The sequence below is a fragment of the Paenibacillus sp. VTT E-133291 genome (assembly GCF_002264395.1).
Taxonomy (GTDB): Bacteria; Bacillota; Bacilli; order Paenibacillales; family Paenibacillaceae; genus Paenibacillus_AQ; species Paenibacillus_AQ nitricinens.
In genome coordinates this window covers 1-22,772 of record NZ_NFVA01000081.1, presented here as the reverse complement: position 1 = coordinate 22,772, position 22,772 = coordinate 1, and the positions used below count along the sequence as shown (strand labels likewise).

The 22,772-nt window shown below is 40.2% G+C and carries 28 protein-coding genes; 25 read left to right on the top strand and 3 right to left on the bottom strand.

Features of this window, described 5'->3' with window-relative positions; all coding sequences use genetic code 11:
• Window positions 1-21: 21 nt before the first annotated feature.
• The 3 genes from CA598_RS33100 to CA598_RS24855 all read left to right on the top strand — a co-directional run bounded on the left by CA598_RS33100 (window position 22) and on the right by CA598_RS24855 (window position 1,621).
• The gene (locus CA598_RS33100; protein WP_256716254.1) at window positions 22-150 is read left to right on the top strand and encodes a hypothetical protein; all 129 of its coding nucleotides are present in this window, start codon (window positions 22-24) and stop codon (window positions 148-150) included.
• A gap of 24 nt (window positions 151-174) precedes the next feature.
• Entirely contained in the window at window positions 175-369 is a 195-nt protein-coding gene (locus tag CA598_RS24860) for a hypothetical protein (RefSeq protein WP_094878253.1), read from the top strand.
• Window positions 370-676: 307 nt separating this feature from the next.
• Window positions 677-1,621: a GNAT family N-acetyltransferase gene (locus CA598_RS24855; protein ID WP_094878252.1), complete on the top strand. Its 945-nt coding sequence runs from the start codon at window positions 677-679 to the stop codon at window positions 1,619-1,621.
• A 114-nt stretch (window positions 1,622-1,735) separates the two neighbouring features.
• Here the strand turns inward: CA598_RS24855 and CA598_RS24850 are convergent, their stop codons facing one another.
• Entirely contained in the window at window positions 1,736-2,626 is an 891-nt protein-coding gene (locus CA598_RS24850) for a GNAT family N-acetyltransferase (protein ID WP_094878251.1), read from the bottom strand.
• Window positions 2,627-2,747: 121 nt separating this feature from the next.
• Between CA598_RS24850 and CA598_RS24845 the strand changes: the two genes are divergently transcribed.
• The 11 genes from CA598_RS24845 (at window position 2,748) to CA598_RS24795 (ending at window position 11,895) form a co-directional block, all read left to right on the top strand.
• Window positions 2,748-3,317, top strand: a complete 570-nt coding sequence (locus CA598_RS24845) for a GNAT family N-acetyltransferase (RefSeq protein ID WP_094874117.1) — start codon at window positions 2,748-2,750, stop codon at window positions 3,315-3,317.
• Between the two features lie 447 nt (window positions 3,318-3,764).
• Window positions 3,765-4,124, top strand: a complete 360-nt coding sequence (locus CA598_RS24840; RefSeq protein ID WP_042127258.1) for a replication termination protein — start codon at window positions 3,765-3,767, stop codon at window positions 4,122-4,124.
• A 93-nt stretch (window positions 4,125-4,217) separates the two neighbouring features.
• Window positions 4,218-4,604 (top strand): DivIVA domain-containing protein, encoded by a 387-nt coding sequence (locus tag CA598_RS24835; protein WP_094878258.1) that lies wholly within the window; start codon window positions 4,218-4,220, stop codon window positions 4,602-4,604.
• 219 nt (window positions 4,605-4,823) lie between these two features.
• Window positions 4,824-5,690 (top strand): PRD domain-containing protein, encoded by an 867-nt coding sequence (locus CA598_RS24830; RefSeq protein ID WP_371916535.1) that lies wholly within the window; start codon window positions 4,824-4,826, stop codon window positions 5,688-5,690.
• A 22-nt stretch (window positions 5,691-5,712) separates the two neighbouring features.
• A complete protein-coding gene (locus tag CA598_RS24825; RefSeq protein WP_042187759.1) occupies window positions 5,713-6,219 on the top strand; it encodes a PTS sugar transporter subunit IIA in 507 nt (168 codons plus the stop codon).
• Between the two features lie 47 nt (window positions 6,220-6,266).
• Complete coding sequence (nagE, locus tag CA598_RS24820) at window positions 6,267-7,724, top strand: N-acetylglucosamine-specific PTS transporter subunit IIBC (RefSeq protein ID WP_094878250.1); 1,458 nt, start codon at window positions 6,267-6,269, stop codon at window positions 7,722-7,724.
• Between the two features lie 146 nt (window positions 7,725-7,870).
• The gene (locus CA598_RS24815; protein ID WP_042187762.1) at window positions 7,871-8,188 is read left to right on the top strand and encodes a hypothetical protein; all 318 of its coding nucleotides are present in this window, start codon (window positions 7,871-7,873) and stop codon (window positions 8,186-8,188) included.
• A gap of 173 nt (window positions 8,189-8,361) precedes the next feature.
• Window positions 8,362-8,880, top strand: a complete 519-nt coding sequence (locus tag CA598_RS24810) for a sigma-70 family RNA polymerase sigma factor (RefSeq protein ID WP_094874113.1) — start codon at window positions 8,362-8,364, stop codon at window positions 8,878-8,880.
• 53 nt (window positions 8,881-8,933) lie between these two features.
• Entirely contained in the window at window positions 8,934-10,055 is a 1,122-nt protein-coding gene (locus CA598_RS24805; RefSeq protein ID WP_094878249.1) for a hypothetical protein, read from the top strand.
• Window positions 10,052-11,014 carry an ABC transporter ATP-binding protein gene (locus CA598_RS24800; RefSeq protein WP_094874111.1) on the top strand — a complete coding sequence of 321 codons (963 nt, stop codon included), beginning with the start codon at window positions 10,052-10,054 and terminating at the stop codon, window positions 11,012-11,014. The genes CA598_RS24805 and CA598_RS24800 overlap by 4 nt, the downstream gene beginning before the upstream one ends.
• Window positions 11,011-11,895: an ABC transporter permease subunit gene (locus CA598_RS24795; RefSeq protein ID WP_094878248.1), complete on the top strand. Its 885-nt coding sequence runs from the start codon at window positions 11,011-11,013 to the stop codon at window positions 11,893-11,895. Before CA598_RS24800 ends, CA598_RS24795 begins: the two co-directional genes overlap by 4 nt.
• Before the next feature lie 91 nt (window positions 11,896-11,986).
• Here CA598_RS24795 and catR read toward each other — a convergent pair whose 3' ends face one another.
• Window positions 11,987-12,313 carry a catDE operon transcriptional regulator CatR gene (catR, locus tag CA598_RS24790; protein WP_094874109.1) on the bottom strand — a complete coding sequence of 109 codons (327 nt, stop codon included), beginning with the start codon at window positions 12,311-12,313 and terminating at the stop codon, window positions 11,987-11,989.
• A gap of 194 nt (window positions 12,314-12,507) precedes the next feature.
• Here catR and CA598_RS24785 point away from each other — a divergent pair, with 194 nt between their 5' ends.
• The 10 genes from CA598_RS24785 to CA598_RS24740 all read left to right on the top strand — a co-directional run bounded on the left by CA598_RS24785 (window position 12,508) and on the right by CA598_RS24740 (window position 20,836).
• Window positions 12,508-13,287 (top strand): GTP cyclohydrolase II, encoded by a 780-nt coding sequence (locus tag CA598_RS24785; protein WP_094874108.1) that lies wholly within the window; start codon window positions 12,508-12,510, stop codon window positions 13,285-13,287.
• A 78-nt stretch (window positions 13,288-13,365) separates the two neighbouring features.
• On the top strand, window positions 13,366-14,421 hold the full coding sequence (locus CA598_RS24780) for an ABC transporter ATP-binding protein (RefSeq protein ID WP_094878247.1): 1,056 nt from the start codon (window positions 13,366-13,368) through the stop codon (window positions 14,419-14,421).
• Between the two features lie 124 nt (window positions 14,422-14,545).
• The gene (locus tag CA598_RS24775; RefSeq protein WP_256990638.1) at window positions 14,546-15,295 is read left to right on the top strand and encodes an ABC transporter permease; all 750 of its coding nucleotides are present in this window, start codon (window positions 14,546-14,548) and stop codon (window positions 15,293-15,295) included.
• A 48-nt stretch (window positions 15,296-15,343) separates the two neighbouring features.
• A complete protein-coding gene (locus CA598_RS24770; protein ID WP_179281745.1) occupies window positions 15,344-16,087 on the top strand; it encodes an ABC transporter permease in 744 nt (247 codons plus the stop codon).
• Window positions 16,088-16,210: 123 nt separating this feature from the next.
• Complete coding sequence (locus CA598_RS24765; RefSeq protein ID WP_094878245.1) at window positions 16,211-16,663, top strand: GNAT family N-acetyltransferase; 453 nt, start codon at window positions 16,211-16,213, stop codon at window positions 16,661-16,663.
• On the top strand, window positions 16,632-17,096 hold the full coding sequence (locus CA598_RS24760; protein ID WP_094878244.1) for a GNAT family N-acetyltransferase: 465 nt from the start codon (window positions 16,632-16,634) through the stop codon (window positions 17,094-17,096). Before CA598_RS24765 ends, CA598_RS24760 begins: the two co-directional genes overlap by 32 nt.
• Window positions 17,097-17,447: 351 nt before the next feature.
• Window positions 17,448-18,401 (top strand): phospho-N-acetylmuramoyl-pentapeptide-transferase, encoded by a 954-nt coding sequence (gene mraY / locus CA598_RS24755; protein WP_179281744.1) that lies wholly within the window; start codon window positions 17,448-17,450, stop codon window positions 18,399-18,401.
• Between the two features lie 49 nt (window positions 18,402-18,450).
• Entirely contained in the window at window positions 18,451-18,762 is a 312-nt protein-coding gene (locus CA598_RS24750) for an ArsR/SmtB family transcription factor (RefSeq protein WP_094874126.1), read from the top strand.
• Window positions 18,763-18,845: 83 nt separating this feature from the next.
• The gene (locus tag CA598_RS24745; RefSeq protein ID WP_094878243.1) at window positions 18,846-20,024 is read left to right on the top strand and encodes an MFS transporter; all 1,179 of its coding nucleotides are present in this window, start codon (window positions 18,846-18,848) and stop codon (window positions 20,022-20,024) included.
• A gap of 170 nt (window positions 20,025-20,194) precedes the next feature.
• Entirely contained in the window at window positions 20,195-20,836 is a 642-nt protein-coding gene (locus CA598_RS24740) for a thermonuclease family protein (RefSeq protein WP_256990635.1), read from the top strand.
• A 104-nt stretch (window positions 20,837-20,940) separates the two neighbouring features.
• Here CA598_RS24740 and CA598_RS24735 read toward each other — a convergent pair whose 3' ends face one another.
• The gene (locus tag CA598_RS24735; RefSeq protein ID WP_179283760.1) at window positions 20,941-21,288 is read right to left on the bottom strand and encodes a DUF3139 domain-containing protein; all 348 of its coding nucleotides are present in this window, start codon (window positions 21,286-21,288) and stop codon (window positions 20,941-20,943) included.
• 308 nt (window positions 21,289-21,596) lie between these two features.
• On the opposite strand from CA598_RS24735, the gene CA598_RS24730 reads away from it, so the two are divergent.
• Window positions 21,597-22,700 carry a PRK06851 family protein gene (locus CA598_RS24730; protein ID WP_094878241.1) on the top strand — a complete coding sequence of 368 codons (1,104 nt, stop codon included), beginning with the start codon at window positions 21,597-21,599 and terminating at the stop codon, window positions 22,698-22,700.
• Window positions 22,701-22,772 lie beyond the last annotated feature (72 nt).

Genomic DNA, 22,772 nt, shown 5'->3' with positions numbered 1-22,772 from the left:
GCTACTGAAAGGAAGTGCAGTATGAGTTTACTTCTTGTGATTTTGTTCTTTATTGGTTTAATCATGATGATTAGCAATCAATATGCGATGATCAAGAAAATGGACGAAATGAATGAGTCACTAAGTGAAATTAATAATAAACTTGGTTAGCTAAAGTTGAAAAGGAGTGATGACGTGGGGGTAATAAAAAATTTCTCTCTAGTGGTCGTGAACTTAATCGCGGATCTATGGTTTGGATTCGTACGAAAACCTGAATTTTATGATAATCACACGGTTACTACAACAAAGAGAGGGTATGTCCTATTTGTAACGTTAGCAGGTATTATCGCTGTGGGAACCGCCATTTGGCTATGCTCTAGAATTTATTAAGGAGAAGACTGCCAATAGGCGGTCTTTTTTTCATATTGGACGTCAGCATGCATGACTCGACAAACGGTTAAGTGAGGCTAGACGAACGAATCGAGTCGGCATTTTGTTACTACTTGCCGTGTCTTATGAAATTCAAAGTAAGGATAGTCAGGTTTAGAAAGGAACCTTGAGCTTGCTGAGTTAGTTTGCGTTTGTGCTCTCTAGAAAACTGTAAAGATTAATATATAAGTGTTTATTACCAATCATTTACTTTAAGAAGTGATACTATAGATATAGAAGGTGAAGTAGCAGCGAGGAGGAATTGTACATGCAATTAATGGGATGGTCTGAGGATGAAATATCGTATGAGCTAAGTAATGATTATTCAATTCGTAAGGCTGAATCGGAAGAGTGGGGAGTGTATTGCTCCATTTATTATAATATTCAGTATATTGGCTTTTTTAGAGAAGATGGGTTCAATACTGCCCAAAAGAATGCTTTTTGGATCTATAAAGGGGAGGCGAAAATAGGTGGAGTAAGGATGTCACCTAATCGGATTTATCATCTGTTTGTTATTCCACCTTTTAACGATACATTTGTGGTGCTTAAACTGCTAAAAAAGATTTTGATATATTGGTCTGACCGAACGGAGCCTATAAAAACCTTCGAGGTTCTACCGGATCAAGTTCATTTATTTGCGCGGGCAGGATTTTGGCCTGATGAGTTCAGATGTCGCTGGATGCAGCGTCCTACAGATCATTTCGAGGTGGAATGGAACGAAGAATTTAGAATTGAAAGTCCACAGATCGAAGATGATGGAAAAGGTACTAGACGGTTTATTCTTGAAGATCAGATCGCCGAATGTAGCTACGCTAGCTTTGCCGGAAGCCTCGAAGCGACTAGAAGAAAGCAATTCTCCTTTGAAGATTTTATTCCAAGTGAAGAACCGAATTATACGAATGAAGTATTACTTACCGCGTCAACGCTTGTGTATGATAGGGAATCGGGACAGTTAATTGCGAATTGTCTCTTGGGCTTACAAGGAAATTATGCAGCAGTTTATAGTATTGGTGTAATGCCCGGTTATAGAGGCAAAGGGATAGCGACACTGATGTTGAAAAGAGGACTAAGTCTCCTTAAAGATAAGTATCCATTCCTTAGATTATATGTCATGGAAGGTAATGATGCGGAGTCTGTCTATACAAATCTAGGATTTGTTCAAGGAGTACAAGAGATACAGAGCATGTATATTCCAGTGAACGATCAAGCATAAACGTTTTCGGTATCCTTATAAGGGCGGTAAGCGTTTAAGCGAGTATAGGCGGGGAATTTATACTTTCTACAATTTTAAAAAAGGGCTGCCGGATGGCAGCCTTCTTCATCCTATCTAGGCATGTGAGGTTATGGGAAACATGAAATGTTTAGGTAGTTCTTTTAAAAGTGGACGAACAAATAACGTATCCTCACTCTGGGGGATTAATTCTGTTTCCATATGCTCTAGTGCATAATCTGGGGTGAAATAAAAATGGATAATTTCAGTTTCAGGAGAAATAATGCTATTCAATATCGCTTCGATATCCAGACTTGTTGTACTAATCATATCAAAAATATGAAGCTGATGACCCTCATGTTTAAAGATCACTACAACGTCAGCTTCTTCAATATAATAAAAGGAATCATGAAAAGGAAGGATGAAATAAAACAGCAGCTGATGTTCATTGTTTACAACGCTGAGTATAGTGGATACCGGTACTTTTCCTTCAGCGAATTTTTTTATCATGATGAGATCAACGGAGCTATTCATAGATAAGGGACGCACAGAGAAGGTTTTAGACGTTTGATTTCTAAGATTGGAAGCGTTAATCGAAAAGCTGCTTTCTTGCATGCGTTCAAATCCGAATTTGGGATAAAAATCCAAAGCGCTGTCGTTTGCAAATAAGTAGATGAAGTCATATTCCTGTTCGTACTTCGCGATAATATGATCTATTAATTTCCTGGATAATCCTTGCATGCGATAATCAGGATGTGTCATTACAGTGCCAATTTGGATGGCATTATACTCTTTTTGATTTAATATAATCGTCATTTTGTTTATGGATGCATTTGCGATCACTTGGTCCCCATCGATATAGGAATAACAGATATACTTGTCATTCCAGCCTCCTTGTTCATACCATGGCGAAAAATCAATCCCGAAGATAGATTTAGCTAATATATTAAAGCTTTCTTTATATTTTTTGATATGCTTATAATCACTGACCAATTGGTAATCGCTCATAAGTAAGCCTCTTTTCCAAAGTGTTTTTCATAGTCACGTTTAATGGTTATATCTTACTACACCGTTCTAAAGTAATGTTTATTATAAAAAAACAATCCCGAAATGATTTGGAGGCTAGAAAATGAGAGAGATAGATTATAGTAATTATTACTGGAAAGACGAGAAAATCAGATTACGGTCAATTCAAGAAGGGGATTGGGAAGGCTATTATACGAATCGTTTCGATACTCCAGCGCGGCGACTCTTACAGTGTGCTGTAGAACTACCACCCACCATTGCCGAAGCTAAAAATTTTGCGGAGACTTACGCTGAGTTCTCATCAGATAGACTAATGTTTACGATCGAAGATTTGCATGGTGAAAATGTTGGAGGCGTAAATCTGAATAGCATTGACGAGAAAAATGGTACGTTCAGCATTGGCGTGCAGGTGGATAAAGATCATCGAGGGAAAGGGTATGGAACGAGAGCTATAACCATTCTCTTAAAGTATGCTTTTTTTGAGCGACGACTAAATAAATTTAATGAATGTGCGCTTGAAGGCAACGAAGGTTCAATAGGGATGTTAAAGAAAGTCGGCTGCGTGCAAGAGGGTGTGCGGCGGAAAGTTATTTACACGAACGGACGATATTATGATTTGATATTGTTTGGATTGACGAAGGAAGAATTTATGGAGAAAAACGCGATGAATTAGAGAGCGTAGTTTCGGACTCAGTTGCAGCTATTCCTTAAGAATAGCTGTATTTTTGTTGCTTTTTATGTCAATAGCGTCAGTGGAGTCCGTTAGCAATCTAAAAGGGGTGTAAAACAGCGTTTAGGATCAGCTGGGTCCGATGGCAGTTACGTACGAGCAAAACGGATCAAACCCAAGAAAATTTAGATAAATTAAGGTATACAACCATGTACAACCAAATAATTCTGTACTTTCATCATATGAAAAATTCACAATAGAAAAACACAAAAAACAACTCTATCTAGTTACTTTCAATAAATTCATCATCTATCCCTATTAAATTTCTATACAAATCGGAAAAAGTGAACCCACTACCACATTTCAGGTTGTGAAAGTTGGAAAATAGTGCTTATACTAGAGTTATAGAAGGTAAGATTAACCAAAAAACACAACATGAGGAGGGTTTATATGGCGTTTATGATTGCTCAACGGGCTTTTATCAAGGTGTATCTTATAACAATGGTAGAACAACATCGCGGGTATGGATACCAAATGCTTGAGGATTTACGTCGAGATTTCAAGGCACATGGCTATTCCCCCCCACAGAGCGAAATTTATCGCGCGCTGCATGAGCTGGTACAGCAAGGGATTTTATATCGTACTAAACAGCTAAAAGGGAATGACCCGAAGGTGGATTTTCAAGAAATTGTCTTATATCATTTTACTTCTGATGGTGAAGAGAAAGCGAAGCTATATAAGAAGCAGGTGAAGACGGATCTTGACCGCTGTCTAGGTATTTTGAACAAGGCGGTTGCGGATAACTTCTAGAACTGGAACTATAGTTATATTTTCAGGATGCTCTCACCCTGTTATAATGGTTACTGCCGGATAATTGCAGTATATACTTGGAGGTAACAAATGATGGATGAACATATGAAACGTCGATTGGACAAACAACGTAAGCTATTCAGCCAACTTGGCATCACACTAGATGCTCTAACCATACATGAAAAAGAATTCAGTATGAAGCTTCGTGGTTACGATGCGGAGGAAGTGGATACATTTTTAGATAGCGTAATCAAGGATTACGAACGTTTTTATGCCACAATTGCTGATCTGATGGATAAATGGCAGGAGCAGCAAATAGAGATGCGCGAATTAAAATCAGAAACCAAAGCCACAGAGGTTATTCAGGTCCCAGTACTTCGAGGCATCGACCCAAAGGACTTAGAAGAGATCATTCTAAAACTGGAAACCAATGTTCGTCAGCTTAAAGATAAGCTTCCCCAAATCGAAAGCTATTTATAAGTCGAGAATTTTGAGTTCAGGAGCTGCGCTTGACATTTATAAATTTACCATTGACGAGTTAGCAGTTCATGATTTATGATATGTTCATAAATGATCATTTATATTTTAGTGGCGTGTTACCGTTAAGGGCATGAGCCAAGGATTGTCTTCATCTCGATGAGACATTTCTTGGCTTTTTTTGTTCCTAATTGACGATAATATGGGAAAGGAGTGATGAGCTTGTCGCGGGAGATCGAGCAATTTCAAGTACAGCGTGTGATTGGGAACAACGTTGTAATGGTTCAGGGAAGCAAGAACGGCAAGGAATATGTCATCATCGGTAAAGGCATTGGTTTTGCTGTGAAAGGTTCAGGTGTGATTGAAGGAAACGATCCTCGTATTGAGAAATTGTTTCGTCTAGAAGACCGCGAATCCTGGAGTCAGTATCAAATATTGCTGGAAGACATAGATCCCAAAGTGATGAGAATAACTGATGAAATAATTGCTGATATCCAAAGTCAATTTCCTGACAAATTAAACGACAAGATTTATTTGGCACTCCCGAGCCACATTCAATTCACCATTTACCGTCTGCGCAACGGGATGGATATTATTAATCCTTTTTTACAAGAAACTAAGATGTCTTTTCCGAAGGAATTTGATATCGCTTACAAGGCATCAGAGAAGATCAATGCTGAATTTCAGGTGCAAATTCCCGAAGATGAGGTTGGATTTCTAACTTATCATGTGTACTCCGCAGTTAACAATGTATCGGTGGGTCAGTTAGTAAAAGCATCTAATATTGTAAGTGAACTTCTGGATATGATACAGCAAGAACGGAATATAACTTTTGAGCATGGCAGTATGAATCATATTCGATTAATGATCCATTTACGGTTTTCACTGGAACGTATTTTGAAAGGATCACTAATAGATAATCCTTTTGTGAAACATATTAAGAAGGAATACAAAGAAGAATACAAGTTATCTCAAAAGCTCGGTAAAGTGATGCAAAAATCTCTTGGTGTAGATATCCCGGAAGAAGAGCTGTGTTTCCTGGCAATGCACTTACACCGATTATTTCAGACTTTAGTGAAGCAAAACTAACATCTTTAGAGGAGTGGAGCATATGTTTTCCAAATGGAAATCAAAAAAAGAAGAGAAACATACTGGACATACAATCGAAATCATGGCACCTATCAGCGGAGAGGCAGTTTCATTAACAGAGGTTCCGGATGAAACCTTTGCTGGTGGTCATATGGGTAGCGGAGTTGCAATCAGACCTTCCGAAGGAATACTAAAAGCTCCTTTTGATGGCACGGTTGCTCATATCGTGAAATCGAGTCATGCAGTTATTCTGGAACATTCCTCCGGTGTGCAATTGCTGTTACATATCGGAATCGATACTGTCAGTCTTAAGGGCAACGGATTTGTCAGTCATATTGCCTCTGGAGATCAAGTGAAGGCAGGTCAAACCTTAATCGAATTTGATCTGGATGTTATTCGCGCAGCAGGCTGTGACACAATTTCGCCTGTAATCGTGACTAGTACGGAGGAAACACCACCTCAAGTGAACGGACATTATGGTCAGGTTACAGCAGGACAGGATCTGATTCTTACAGTGGCTTCAAAGTAATAGGCTGATAGAGCATTACTACTATTGAATCGAAAGGATGATATTTTATGTTGGGTTTTCTACAAAAATTAGGTAAGTCGCTTATGCTTCCGGTAGCAACTTTGCCTGCGGCAGGTATTCTTCAAGGAATTGGATTGCTTGATTATGAAAAAGATTTGCATCTAGGATCAACTGTCGGGGGATTCTTGAATCAATATTTTGTTCCATTTCTAAACGCCGGTGCGGGTGCTATCTTCGGAAACCTTGCCTTGATCTTTGCGGTTGGTGTCGCCATTGGATTTGCCAAAGACGCCGTAGCAGCCTTGTCAGCAGTAATTGCATACATGGTACTGACCAAGATTCTGGCTGTCGTACCCCTTCAGTTCTCCTTCATCAATGATGATGTAGTGTTGAATATGGGTGTGCTTGGAGGTATATTTGCCGGTGCTTGGGCAGCATTCCTATATAAGAAATATCATAATATTAAGATGCCAGATTGGCTTGGGTTCTTCGCAGGTAAACGTTTTGTTCCAATCATTACCGCAGCGTCTACGATGGTCCTTGCCGTATTAATCGGGATGATCTGGAGTCCTGTACAAGATGTAATTAGTGATTTCGGTAACTGGGTTGTATCTTTGGGAGCAGTAGGAGCGTTCATCTTCGGTACAGCTAACCGCTTATTAATTCCGATTGGACTTCACCACGTGCTTAATTCGATTGCTTGGTTCCAAATTGGTGACTTCACGAATGCAGCTGGTGAGTTGGTACACGGTGACTTGTATCGCTTCTTCGCTGGAGACAAAACAGCTGGGATGTTTATGACTGGATTCTTCCCGATCATGATGTTTGCGCTTCCAGGTGCAGCTCTTGCATTTATTCATACAGCTAAACCAGAAAAACGTAAAATGGTAGCTTCCATCTTTATCGGTTCTGCTATTGCTTCCTTCTTAACAGGGATTACAGAACCACTTGAGTTCTCCTTTATGTTCTTGGCACCAGCATTGTACTTAGTGCATGCTTTACTAACTGGTTTCTCTATGGCGTTAATGTACATTCTAGATGTTAAGCTTGGTTTCAGCTTCTCCGCTGGTTTGATCGATTATCTAGTGAACTTGAAGCTTTCCACCAATGCATGGATTCTGATCCCTATAGGTCTTGCCTTCTTCGTTCTGTACTATGTGCTATTCCGCTTTATCATCACGAAGTTCAAGCTGAAGACGCCTGGGCGTGAAGATGATGATGATGATGCACTTGTAGCACCAACTGGAGGTAACGCAACAGGTTCAGCTGCTTCTTCTAAGGCTGCTCAAATTCTTGAGCACATTGGCGGACCTTCAAACATCGAAAATATCGATGCTTGTATTACACGCCTTCGTCTGATCGTTAAAGACGAGAAAGCCGTTAAAGATTCCGCACTGAAACAACTCGGTGCTTCTGGAGTCATGAGACTTGGTCAAGGTGCTGTTCAAATCGTATTTGGTCCGAAATCGGAGCAATACAAAGAGGAAATCGAGAAGTTACTATAACTTAACGTACTCCGTTTAAATTTATTAGCAAGGGCTAGTCCGCATACTAGCCCTTGTTTTTTTGTATTATCAGGGGGATAAAGTGTTGCAATATACACAATACCTAGTATAATACTTGGTATAACCTTACAAAGGAGTCGGTACATATGTCAGTCGACGATTATCTGGACCTTTTAAATTATGCCAAAGCAATTAACGATGGACAGTGGCAGGCTGACATCATAGAGAGTTTAAAGAATCTTAACACAGTATCGGAAGAGCCTCAAGTTCAAGAAGAAAGTGTGATAGAATTATGGTCACGGTTTGATTCCGTTAACATATTGATCATGAAGTTGTTTGAGAAGCTGCGTAAGAATGAAGAATCAGATGAAGTGTTACATTGGAAAGAACAGCTTCTAGAGCTTAAGCTGGAGCGAAGTATTTTATCCAAGAAGATTCTTAATCGGTATATTCGAATTCGATAATTGGGATCAAAATAGAGTTGTAAGAGAAATAATGAAGACAGTTACCTTATTAATTAGGGGCTGTCTTTTTGTATGTATTATGATGGGTTATGATAATTATGAAGAATTCTGATACAAAAATGTACTGACAGTCGTCTTACTTATAGCTGCAGCTGATAAGGAGGATTTACACGATGGAAATTCCGGAATCTGAAATTTTTAAAACAATATTTTATGAACATCACCCTATTGTCCGCCGTAAGCTTGCCGCTTTGGTATGTGATGAATCGGCGGCTGATGATTTAGCTCAAGAAGTTTTTCTGAGATTGTACCGAAATCCACCAGATGATCCAGCAGCGCTGGGGGCCTGGCTTCATAGAGTCCTTACTCGTATTGGATATGATTATTTGGACAAAAAAGCAAGGGAACGGCGACTGCAGAATAAACAAGAGCAGCTTTATGATGCTAGTGAATCTCCCCCTTCAGGTGAAGATGTCATAATCAGTAAGCTAGATCAGGAAGATGTACACGCCTGGCTGAATGAATTGCCTGAAAGAGACAGACAAGCACTTCTACTTCGCTACTCGGGGTACAGTTATGTGGAAATCGCGGGAGAGCTTGGAGTAAGACCTCCAGTAGTAGGGACCCTGCTCCACCGAGCGACAGAGAAACTAAGACAAAATGCAACGAAGGCGATACCCCAGACGAAGTAGGCTTCTTTCGAGGAGAAGTTACGAAGTAATCTTTAAAATCAGGAGGTACAATAATGAATAACAATTCAGGAAAGCAAGATAAAGATAAGCAAAGTACAGACGAAGCCTGGCTCAAGCTACAGAGTAAGTTAGAGAATGAACCTTATAATACTCAATGGGCAAAATGGAGTCAAATTAGTGAAGCTCAAACTGAGGATTCTGTTAACTTAAGTCAGCCAGCAAATGTCGAGAATCTTCAATCAGAGTCAACACCAACAGTAGTACAGGACATCCTTGTAACTACTCATGATAAGAATGTACAACGTCCGCGCCGACTGCGTATGAACCGTCGTCGGAAGCTAGGAGTTGTAGCTGCAAGTGTAGCTGTTTTTGCAGTCATACTTGCGACCCCAATAGGCAATACAGCAATGGCATCTATTCTGAATCAGTTCCGGATGGAACAGGTCACGGTTGTTCATGAGAGTGATCTGCGTAATATTTTCACACAGGTGGCTGAAGACGGTGAACTTAATCGATCCATTAATCAATTCGGTGAGTTTACAAACGCTAGCGGGGCTTACATTGGTGAGTTGCCTGCAGATCAACTGAAGTCCACCCTTGGATATCCAGCGAAAAAGACTGCTTTAGTGGAAGGACACAATACAGTTTCGGTGGGTGCTTCACAAGATATCACGCTTAATCTGAAAGTTGACGAAGTGAACAAAGCCCTGAAAAAAATTGGAGCAGATCATCTGCTGCCTGAATCGATTGACGGTAAACCTATTACACTTCATATTCCGGAAACTGTGAATTATAATCTCTCATCTGACGAAACACATTGGGCGAGTCTGTCGCAGATGAATGCGCCTGTACTAAACGTTGATCCTTCTATTAAAGTGGAAGAGGCTTTGGAAGCTGTAATGAATTTCCCACTGCTGCCAGATTACTTGAAGACTAGCTTAATGCAAAGCAGGGTCTTATCCGGAGAAATCCCAATGCCGTTAATTGCTGGTGAAAATACGGAGCAAATAACTGTGGGTGACATTTTAGTTATTGTTGACAATTATGAATACAGCCGCGGTCCTGTATATCAAGCTACATGGATTCAGGATGGACAGCTATTTAATTTGTCAGGTGAGCTCTATTCGAGTAAAGAGAAGCTTATGACCAAAGTTCAGGAGCTGATTGAATCGTGAGTACTGCAGCAATTGAAGCCAAGTCTCTAACTAAAGAATATGATAACGGGCGCGGTTGTCGAGATGTAAGTATTACTGTAGGGAAAGGGGAAGCCTTTGGCTTCCTCGGCCCTAACGGTGCAGGTAAAAGCACCTTTGTAAAAATGCTTGTAGGTCTTATTCATCCATCAAGTGGCAGTGGAACATTGTTTGGGCATAAGATTGGTTCGCTAGAAGCGAAATCGCTAATCGGTTATTTACCCGAATTGTATCGTTATCAGGAATGGCTGACGGGTGAGGAGGTTGTAAGGCTGCATGCAAGACTATGCGGAATGCAGCGGTCTGTAGCAGATAAGAGAATTCCACTACTTCTTGATGAGGTTGGAATTGGTAAGCGTGGACGTGACCGAGTGAAGCATTACTCTAAAGGAATGCAGCAAAGACTGGGATTAGCTTGTGCACTTGTTAATGAGCCGGCTATCGTGTTTTTGGATGAGCCATCATCGGCTCTAGATCCAATCGGACGTCAGGAAGTCCGGCGTATATTACAGACTCTAAAAGAAAAAGGGGTTACGATATTTCTAAACTCTCATTTGTTAGAGGATGTTGAAGTGCTTTGCGACCGAATGGCGCTACTGAATAACGGAGTTATTCTCCGGCATGGTAAAGTGTCCGAGGTGTTAAACAAGCGTATGAGCTGGCGATTTAAAGTAGGCGGCTATGCGCCTATTTTATTGTCGTGGCTAAAAGATCAGACAGGCTTGCAGATCCGGGTGTCTTCCCATACCGAAGAATCCATAGATAGTAGCAGGGTTTGGTTGGAAGCGGAGCTGGAAAGTGAAGAGCAGGTGGGTTGGCTGAATACACTGATTATAGAACAAGGGATGACCTTATATGAAGTTTCACATCAGCAAGAACGTCTAGAAGAGTGGTTTATGAATGCTGTATCAGGACTAAGCCACAGAGGTGAGCACGAATGAGAATTATAATGGGTATGACCTGGAAAGAGCTGATGCGCAAAAGAGTAATGGTGCTGACATTACTTATGACCGTGGTTTTTCTTATTGGGTTCTGGTTTATTGCGGGTACGATCGGGCAAAGTTCTATGTCTCACGGTTCTAATTTTCCTAGCGGAGAAGAACTTCTTATTCGTTTTACAAATGGTTTATTTATTTTATCGTTTGGATTTTTATTCGGAGCTTTTGTAATTGCTTTTTTAGCTATTTTTAGTTCATTTTCCGCCATATCAGGCGAGGCAGAGCAGGGAGTGATGCAAGCCTTGCTTCCAAGAGCCATTCCGCGCTGGAAATGGTATGCAGGCCGCTGGCTTGGTTATGTAACACTGGGAATAGGTTATGCGCTGATTTTATTTATTTCTATATTGCTAATTACGCAAGCCCATGCCGCAATTCCAAGAGATGGATTAGCGTTATTCAAATCATTTTTGCTCTTTTCTTCCATCGTACCGTTGCTAATAACTGTTTCTATGCTGGGTTCAGGATTCTTCTCAGCCCTTGGGAATGGAGTCTTTATGACGATGCTTTATGGAGCAGGATGGCTTGGAGGAATGATTGACAAGGTAAGTAGTTCTTTATTATCTGAGCCCGAAGCACTTAGCACTCTAAATAATATGACGGGGATAATGTCCTTACTTATGCCTGTAGACGGGTTACAGCGCAGAATGACTGCTGAACTGTTTAGTATTAACGAAATGAACGGGATGTTTAATGCTTCCAATAGTCTAATTGGATTAGATAACTTGACCTCAGTCCCATCTAATACATTTATCGTCTATGCGATTTTCTATACACTGTTGGCCTTCTTAATTGGATTGTATCGATTTCAACGGAAGGATCTATAGCAGTTTAACAATATATCGAAAAACTTAAAATGCCCTTTTTGTTGCCGGATTTTCGGAACAAAAAGGGCTCTTCAAGTTAGTATAAGTCGGATTAATTTTTAACACTAAGCTCAATCCAATCCGTAGACCAATTTCCAATTTCACCAAGTATAGGAGCCAACGCGGTACCTTTTGGAGTAAGGGAGTACTCAATGCGTACTGGCATTTCTGGATATACGGTTCGCTCAATAATACCTTCGATTTCCATTTCTTTTAATCGGTCGGATAGCACTTTACCACTTAAATTGGACAGACAGCTTTCAATTTCGCCAAAACGACGAGGGCCAGGCATAAGCACGAAAACGATCAGCGCGACCCAACGTTTACTTAGCAAGTCTACCGCTTTTTCAAAGCGAGGACACATGTTGAAATCATTCATAATATCACCTCGACATTCATTATATCATAAACTTACATAAAGTAATTATAAATATTTAAAGATATATTATAACTTGACGAAGTTATATTACAATGATAAACTTACTTACAAATAGTTACTTATATTTTAACTAATATTCAATCTTTATGTATAGCTGAAACTATACTAGATGAACATTGAGGAAGGTGTCACACATGACAAAACCAGATATTATTTCTATCCTACAAAATAAAATTACTCGAATTCCTTTAGAAAACAGTACAAATATATTGGTTGGACCGATTACTTTACCCGTGAATTTAGACGGAGAGACTGTTACTTTTAAATGGTACAACTGGCTTAACACTACGGATGCAGAGCTTCTTGGTGATAATAGTGAAGCAACGGCTGCTTTGATTTCAAAGTTACCTTCCATGAGCCTCGCAGATGGTCAGCAATCCAGTGTTTTAGTATATGGTGATTTCGAAGCTTCAGATGAAGCTTTGATACGGATGCATAGCATTTGTCATACCGGCGATATTTTTGGCAGCAAACGTTGTGATTGTGGCTTCCAACTGCATCAGTCCATGAAAATGATCGTCGAACATGGTTCAGGTGCGTTATTCTATCTTGCTAACCATGAAGGCAGAGGCATTGGATTGTTTAGCAAATCTTTAGCGTATCTTTTACAAGAAGAAGGATACGATACAGTTGAGGCTAATTTAGAGCTGGGTTTTTCTGATGATTCAAGAAATTATGAAGAAGCGATTAGCGTTCTACAGCATCTGCGTCATAAACCAGTCACGTTAATTACGAACAATCCGAAGAAACTGGAAGCTCTCAAGACTGCAGGTATGAATGCAGTGAAAAGAGTAGCGCTGTGGGGAGATGTATCTTCTTTTAACGAGAAATACTTACGCACCAAAGTGGCTCGTTCAGGACATTTAGAGGCAGTGAAAGAAGCGAATCCAATTGTAGGAAGACTGGCTAAGTAAAAATTGAGGTAGTGCTTTTGCACTCCTTCGATTATAATGGGTTACTGGAACCCAACTTTAAGCTTAGTGAGGTACAATATGACTGCTATTCAAGTACAAGACTTACGCAAAACATTCAAAGTACAAAAAAACCGCGAAGGTCTCAAAGGGGCCTTCGCTGATTTGTTTAAAAGGGAGTATACGGAAGTAACGGCTGTGAAGGATATTTCCTTTTCCATTCCCGAAGGTGAGATTTGTGGTTATATCGGTGAGAACGGTGCTGGGAAATCAACCACGATCAAAATGCTCACGGGTATTCTCGTACCCACTTCTGGAAATCTTACGGTGGGCGGTTATGTTCCTTATTTGGAGCGCGAGAAATTCGTGAAGAACATCGGTGTGGTGTTCGGGCAACGCAGCCAGCTGTGGTGGGACATTGGGGTCATTGAATCCTTCCAGCTGCTGCGCAAGGTATACCGGGTATCTGAACAAGACTTCAAGAAACGGCTGGATGAATTGGTCGAACGATTGCAGTTGCAAGAACTACTGAATCGTCCTGTTCGCAAGCTCAGTCTCGGTCAGCGGATGCGTTGTGAATTAGTCGCAGCATTACTTCATAACCCTTCGATTGTATTTCTGGACGAGCCAACCATTGGTTTAGATATTGTGGTGAAGTCAGAGATCCGTGAATTCCTTAAAGATATGAACCGTGAGCATGGAACAACCATACTGTTGACTACACATGATCTGCAAGATATTGAAGCTCTTTGCTCGCGGGTGATCATGCTTGACGATGGTCGGATTATTTATGACGGCGGCCTAGAAGATCTGAAACAGCGCTGGGGAACCGGACGTGAAGTTCAATTTCAATTCGGAAATGCAACGAAACGGCAATTGCTTGAGCTTTGGACTGATGGGATGCCAGTTACTTGGTCTTCAGACAACGATCTTGGAGCATCGGTTTGGATACCGCTGGATTTAAATGTATCTGATGTTTTGGGACGGGTAGTAGGGAAAGCCGACATTACTGATATCAAAATCATTGAGACAAATACGGACGATATTGTTCGCAGTATTTATCAATCCGGGTCTGCGGATAAACCAGAGAAACAAGCTGCCGCTCTGAAGGATGAAAGAGAGGCTTTACATGTCTGATAAGCTTAATGCTGCAACAGCTATGTCTTCGTCCTCAGGAGGTTCTTCAGGTGGTCCTCCAGAGAATAGTCGTAGATTACTATTTGGGGCGTACTTAGATTTTATACGAATCCGGTTCCTTACCATGCTTGCTTATCGGATTAACTACTACTCAGGTATTCTGATCTATTCACTGAATATCGGAGTTAACTATTTCACGTGGATGGCCATTTATGGTAATGGGGATTCACTTGGTGGCTTTACCGCAACGCAAATGACGTCTTATGTCGCTGTTTCTTGGATGGCTCGTGCGTTTTATTTTAATAATCTAGATCGTGAGATCTCTACGGATATACGAGACGGAAGTATCGCTATCCAGTTTATAAGGCCTTATAACTATGTCTTAGTCAAAATGATGCAAGGACTCGGTGAGGGAATGTTCCGCTTCCTCTTGTTTATGATTCCGGGTATGGCTATAGCGATGTTGTTGTTCCCGGTTCAATTACCGACAGCACCAACTGCTTGGGCGGGTTTTCTTGTAATGCTCTTTTTCAGCTTTTTGATTAATTCACAGATCAATATTATTACGGGGCTCTCGGCTTTCTTTGTTGAGAATAATGAGGGCATGATGCGTATGAAGCGGGTAATTGTTGATCTGTTCTCTGGTCTGATCGTGCCGATCAGTCTGTTTCCTGACTGGCTATCTTCTATACTTAAGGTGCTGCCGTTTCAGGCGATTACTTACTTGCCAGGTTCTGTATTTACAGGACGGGTACAAGGGGTTGGAATTTGGAATGTACTGGGGATACAGATCGTTTGGTTCCTGGCCTTACTGATTCCAATTGTCTGGTTATATCATGCGGCGCGGCAGCGTCTCTTCGTGCAGGGAGGTTGAGGAAACGTGTATTACCTTGGATTATTAATTGAATACATCAAGAATTATATGAAGTCCCGGCTCACCTATCGCGCCGATTTCTGGGTAGAAGTCATATCGGATTTGCTCTTTCAGGCTACAAACTTTATCTTTATACTAGTAATCTTCATGCATACGGATAGCCTTGGCGGCTGGAATCAGAACGAAGTAGTGTTCGTTTATGGGTTCTTTATGGTGCCTTTTGGGGTGTTTAGTTGTTTTGTGAATCTATGGGGATTTAGTGAGCGTTATATCGTCAAAGGTGAGATGGACCGTATTTTGACACGTCCGGCGCATAATCTGTTCCAGATCTTTTTGGAAAATGTTGATCCACCAGCACTAATGGGCTCATTCATAGGTATTATTATTATGGCCATCAGTGGTAGTAATCTGGGTCTTCCCTTTGAATGGTGGACGATACCGGCTCTGATCATTCTTACGTTAAGTGCCGTCGCCATTTATACGGGGATTTATACGACACTGACTTCTTTATCATTCTATTCTGATGCTCCAACAGGGATTCTCCCGTTAATGTACAACATTCAGACCTACGGTCGTTATCCGGTAACGATCTACAATCGCGCCATTCAGGTGCTGCTTACGTGGGTCATTCCGTTTGCATTCGTCGGAGTCTATCCGGCAGCGCTCTTCCTGCAGCGTGATGAGATGACAAACCTTGCGCTGATGACACCTGTTGTAGGTGCGATATTCCTTGGGATTGGTCTGTTAGCATGGAGTTATGGTGTTAGAAGATATAAGGGAGCGGGCTCTTGAGTTAAGCTAGAGCTTATAGATTGACCAATAGCATATGAAACCGTTCGGAAGAAACTTCTGGGCGGTTTTTTTGATAGAGTATTATAGAGTTGGTAACGTTGGGAAGGAGGCTATTTCCGTATAATGATAAGACAGATTGAAGAGTTTACTAGCGACATTATTTCATTGCTTTCAGAGTGTATTTACAAACCATCAGTCGATAAGATGAACAATGTTATTCGGTTATATGAATCTAACGAATATCGGAAATTGTATGGCTATTATGTTAGTGAAAGAGTATCTGCTGTTATTGGAATTAAAATCAACCCAGCAGAGAATAGCGCTGTAATTCTTCATGTGGCAGTAAAACAAGGCGCAAGAGGTAAGGGGATTGGGCGTAAGTTGATTAATGAATTGTTATCTAGCAAGTCTTTTACCACATTTCAAGCTGAGACAGATTGTGATGCCGTTGGATTTTATAAGTCATGTGGATTTGAAGCGGAGAGTTTAGGAGAGCTGTATCCTGGTGTTGAGCGGTTTTTATGTATATTAAGGAGAGTGCGAAATGAAACTTTACATGGAAAAGCTGAATGCTGATGCTGCTAGGGATATTTTAAGCTGGAGATATGAACAACCGTATGATTTTTACAACAATGAACAAACGCCTGAAGCCATAAGTGAAATGCTTGCAGATTCATATTTTTCTGTATTTGATGATAATAAAGAGTTAGTAGGGTTCTTCTGTACAGGAAGCTCAGCACAGGTCCCAAATGAGTCATATACATATTCTCAGGGGTTTATAGATATTGGCTTAGGGATGAGACCAGAGTTTACAGGGCAGGGAAATGGGACTCTATTGTTCACAGCTGTTCTAAGCCAAATTGATTCAATGGTCGGAAAAAGCTCGAAACGTCTGACTGTGGCAAAATTTAATGATAGAGCGATACGATTGTATGAAAAAATGGGATTTAACCGGGAAGCTGAATTCGTTAAGGGAAGTACTGAATTTATTGTTATGATAAAAGTTTAAGCTTGATATCGGACCATTCTATTCTAATAACCAATGTTGATTCCTGGAAGGTGAAGAATGATCAATAAATGAAGGGCTGCCGAATAGGCAGTCCTTTATTTATTGATCGGAAGTATTTCTTACATGACGAGCGAAAATAGGAAATAAAAATAGAATACTTTCTCTTTATCAAAATTTTATTTACATATATCATTTTAATAAAGATACAAGTGAGAGGGATAAAACTTTACATAATTCAAGCGATCTTAATCACTCTCAAAACAATTTTGTGAGTGTGAGTTAGTTCCGGAGTAGAGTACTTGGAGTGGAAGTGTTAAAATAATGCTTTTCAAAAATGGGGGAGTTTGTTATATGTTTGGAATTTTGGCTATTTCCGGCCTGTCTTTTCTTCTAGTGGCGATATTTACGCCGTTGTTGATCTGGACACTGCACAGGCTGAGGCTAACGCAGCCAATTCGCTCCGAGTTACCAGCGGATCATCAGGCCAAACGTGGTACACCGCTTATGGCAGGGTTGGTCCTACTTATCGGAATAGCGATCTCGTTACAGTTTCATCCCGGACCTCTAATGTTACTCTTATGCGTCACGTTTTTGTTGTTCAGCTCCGTCGGATTTCTGGATGATTTCAAAAAGGCTTTTTGGCAAAATCCGTCCGGCATCACCGGTCGCTCAAAGCTAGTGTTACAATTTATTTTTACTGGATCCATTTTGTATGTGTTGTTCCATTCATTCGGCCTGACGAGCGATATTGCGTTGTTTCAAGGGCACTATTTGCAATTGCCTTTGTACCTTTATGTCGGAATCATTTTGCTGTTTGTGGTGGGCTCCGCAAATGCCATCAATTTTACGGACGGTCTTGATGGGCTACTGATCAATGTAGCCATTCCAACGTATTTTTTCTTTTTTATGATTTCGGACAAACCTGAAGTGCAGACATTTTCACTTGTCATGATCGGCTGTTTGCTTGGGCTGTTCCTTTACAATATTTATCCGGCAAGAGCGTTTATGGGCGATACAGGATCACTGGCGATCGGTGGCTCCCTTTCTATTTTGGCTGTCATTGAGAAGGTCGAGCTTTTGCTTCCGATTTTGTTTTTCGTCTATTTTGCGGAGCAGGTGTCGGTTATTTTGCAAGTTTGGTACTACAAACGCACGAAGCTGCGGCTGTTCCGGATGGCTCCGATCCATTTCCATTTTAGTTTAAAATACGGATGGAGCGAAAACAAAATCGTGATGATATTCGGTTTCATTTCGTGGGTTTCCGTACTGATTTGCTGGTTAATTTGGAAATATCTCATGCACTAAATAACTCTTTTATATTTACAAATCTATAAAAGTAGATATAATGAAATGCATGGAACCTTTAGTGATATTTAAAGCTTTGTCTAACGAGACACGTAGTCAAATTATGATGTGGTTAAAAACTCCGGAGGAATACTTTGATGAGAAGCCTTATTTACAACAAGGCCTAAGTTTTCGAACTGGTATATGTGTGGGAGATATTCAAGCTAAAGCGGGACTAGCACAGTCTGTTATCTCGAGCTATTTATTGACTATGCAAAAAGCTGGTTTGTTGGAATCTGAGCGAATTGGGAAGTGGACGTACTATCGTCGGAACGAGAAGACAATTCAGGAATTTTCCGAGTATATTAAACAGAAACTATAAATGAGAGGAGGGAAGCCTTTTTTTTGATAATACATATCTACAAATCTGTATATGTGAATATAAAATGGAGGATTATTTTAAAAATGAAAAAGATTAACCCGTTGCTCATCATTATTCTGGCTTTAGGTGTATTTGGTATTATCACTACGGAAATGGGGATTATAGGTGTTCTTCCGCAAATAACTCAAAAATTTAATATATCGACTTCACAGACTGGATGGCTTGTAAGTATATTTGCTTTAGTCGTTGCCATTTCTGGTCCATTTCTAACATTACTGGCTTCTGGTATTAATCGTAAAGTTATTCTATTAACGGCTGTACTTATTTTTGCAGTTTCAAATGTTGTGTACGCTTATACAACTATGTTTGAAGTAATGCTGATTTTTCGTATTATCCCTGCTATTTTTCATCCTGTCTTTTTTTCAGTTGCTCTTGTGACCGCTGCTCAACTTGTCCCTCCAGAAAAGAGCACCAAAGCAGTTACAAAGGTTTTCGCTGGAATCACAGTCGGGTTTGCTTTTGGTGTGCCTTTGACTTCTTATCTCGCGGACAAAATATCATTAGAAGTTGCTTTCCTGTTTGGTGCTGTTGTAAGTGTAATTGCCTTTTTAGGGATACTCGCTTGGCTTCCTTCCATGCCCGTTAAAGAAAAAATGTCTTATGGCAAGCAGCTTGGTATACTACGCAAACCCCTATTATGGTTAAATATTGTAACGGTTATTTTTATCTTTGCAGCTATGTTTTCTGTATATAGCTACTTCGCTGAGTATCTTGGTCAAGTAACACATATGAATGGATCATGGATTAGTATCATGTTGATGGTCTTTGGTATAGTCATGATTTTTGGGAACTTTTTATTTGGGGGCCTTTTACATAAAAGCATTCCAAAGACCGTCATCATGTTTCCTCTGCTATATGCGGTAACTTACCTCTTCGTTTATTATCTAGGATCTTATTTCATTCCGATGGTTATTATCATAATCATTTGGGGGGCAGTGCATTCCGGCGGACTCATTGTCAGTCAAGCCTGGTTAACGACCGAGGCAAAAGAAGCTCCTGAATTTGGTAATAGCTTGTTTATCTCTTTTTCTAATCTTGGAATTACTATAGGGACTGCCATCGGCGGTTGGTTTATTTCTCATTCGGGAATACATCAACTCATCTGGGTTGGGATTGTGTTCTCACTGCTTGCGTTCTTAACGATCATTATTAAAATAAAAATTTCGAAATTAAACGTAGCAGAAGCTAAGATGGGTGATTAACGGACATTATGAATTTATTAAAACAGCGACAGCCATGTATCTTATTTTCTGGTACATAGCTGTCGTTGCTTTCTATATTAAGTAATACAAACTTGTATTTTTCACTATTTTGATTTATTTTAATTAGACCCCATGAAGCTATTACATATGTATAAGAAAGAGGTTTATCCATGAGTAAAATGTATCTATTAAAAATTTGTTTAGCCATTACCCTCATACTAGGGATAGCTACCGGTTGCACCATCGCCGAACAGTCTACTTCAGATCCAGTTCCATCTATAACAACTAGTCCTAAGCCTAAATCGGATGCTACCGCAAAGAATGCACAAGAGGACACCAGACGCTTATTAGATGCTAAGGTAACACGGGTAGTTGATGGTGACACCATGAAGCTGACGATTGACGGTAAAAAAGAAACGGTGCGCTTACTACTAGTCGATACTCCAGAATCCGTAAATCCGAATATCCCTGAGCCTCAGCCATTTTCGATAGAAGCCTCTGATTATGCCAAAAAGATGCTTACAAATAAAGATGTGCAAATTGAACTAGATGTATCAGAACGAGATAAATATGGTCGTCTACTCTGTTATCTCTATATCGATGGCAAAATGTTTAATGAGCTTCTGCTAGAGCAGGGTTATGCACGTGTGGCATATGTATTTGCACCTAATACGAAATACGTAGATCAATTTAAAGCAATTCAGGATCAAGCAAGAGAGCAGGGAATCGGCATCTGGAGTATTGAAAATTACGCACAAGAATATGGTTTTAAAGTTCCTAAGCCTACAGCAACTCCTAAGTCATCACGTTAACAGTTTTCATAGAAGGTCAAGATATTTAAGTAAAAACACACTAAACAATAGTTAGTGTGTTTTTGCTTTTACGTGGTAGATGGCTACCTATCGGGATGTTTATTTTAATAAAATGTTTCATCTATATGATTTCCATGTAAATTTGATACTCCAATGAGTGTGAAAACCCCATCTCTTTTTTCATAAGTATAATTAACGTTAGGTTCATCCTTAAAATTCACAACAGCTTGATAGTATCCATATTTAAAACTGTATACTCCATTTACATCCTGAATATTATCAGAATTATTTAATCTTTCATTGATTAGATAGGTTTTTACTTGATCTGCTATTTCGCGTTTCTTATTGGGTAAGCCAGTTAATGAGAAATAAGAGAAGATAATGATTAAACTCGCAATTGTTAGAAGAGAGAAGACAATGAGAGTATTTGAATTTGATTTCTTTTTCTTCAAGTGAACCCCTCCATTAACGTCACTTAAATGGTATAAATATACAGTATAATTTCTATGCAGTAAAGTAAAGTACGTATGCTTGTCTTCTTTATGTGCTTATTTAAAAGTAGAAGGGTGTTGTTTCGTTTGAGTAATTATATTATGGAGCTTGGGGAAACTTTAGAAGAATGAATTTACTGGGGGATTTAGAAAAGATGAAATTGAACTGCAAGAATAACTGAACATCTTACGCCAAGTGTCACCTTTCCCAGCAAATCATAATACGATGAAATATGAACCATGACATTAGCCCGGAAAGGTGTGCGATTATGAACGGAACAATCCTCAATTTCTTTGCTGGCGGGAATACGGCTCACGGCTTTTACAGCCTCTATGAGTCGTCATTGCAAAGTTTAACGCGTCTGTATGTTTTAAAAGGAGGCCCAGGTACGGGGCAGACCAAACTGATTAGAGAAATTGGAGAGCAGTTGAATCAACAAGGTTTTGAGATTTGGTTCATCCACACTGCATCAGATAACGATTCATTCGACGGTGTGATTATTCCCAAATTAAATATAGGAATTGTGGATGGAACAGCTCCGCGAGTAATAAACCCTGAACTGCCTGAAGAGTCCATCGTATTCGTAGATTTGGAGCAGGCCGCTGATCAGTTCCAGTTGTGTCAGCAGAAGCTGGAAATCGATAATTTAGTTGGAGCCATTAAACAAGAACATGAATTGGCTTATGCCGGCTTTGCTGAAGCTCTTCGCATACATGACGAATGGGAAGCGATTTACATCGCGAAAATGGATTTTCAAGCAGCCGACGAGCTGACACAGGAGTATATTCAACTTCTGTTCAGTGATCAGAAATCTGAAACAGTTAGCCGAGTAGATCATCGTTTTTTAGGTGCGGCGACGCCTAAGGGGGCAGTGGATTTTGTTCCTAATCTAACCTCAGGACTAAAAAGATATCTGGTTAAAGGACGTGCGGGCTCCGGAAAATCTACACTGCTCAAGAAAATAGCGGCTGAAGGCATCAAGCGTGGTTTCGATGTTGAAATTTACCACTGTGGCTTCGATCCAAACAGCCTTGATATGATTATTGTGCGTGAGCTTGGATTTGCTATTTTTGATAGCACGGCTCCCCATGAGTACTATCCAGATCGGGACACCGACGAGATCGTCGATATGTATTCCCGCTGTATACAGCCCGGTACAGATGAAGAATATTCCGAAGCTATAGCTGGCATTAAAGAGCGATATTCGAGCACCATGAAGCAATCCACACAGCATCTTACAGACGCAAAAGTATTCCTAGTTGCGTTAAAGCAAATCTATACTTCAACCGTGGATTTTGATCAAGTAGACAAGATTAAATCGCAGATTTTAGAGGAAATCAACGAGATTGTTGAAAGTCCACTGGAGGTTTAAACCTACATTTAAGATCGCTCTCTAGAGGGCGGTCTTTTTTTGTTGTTTAGGAAATTATACAATACAAAAAAA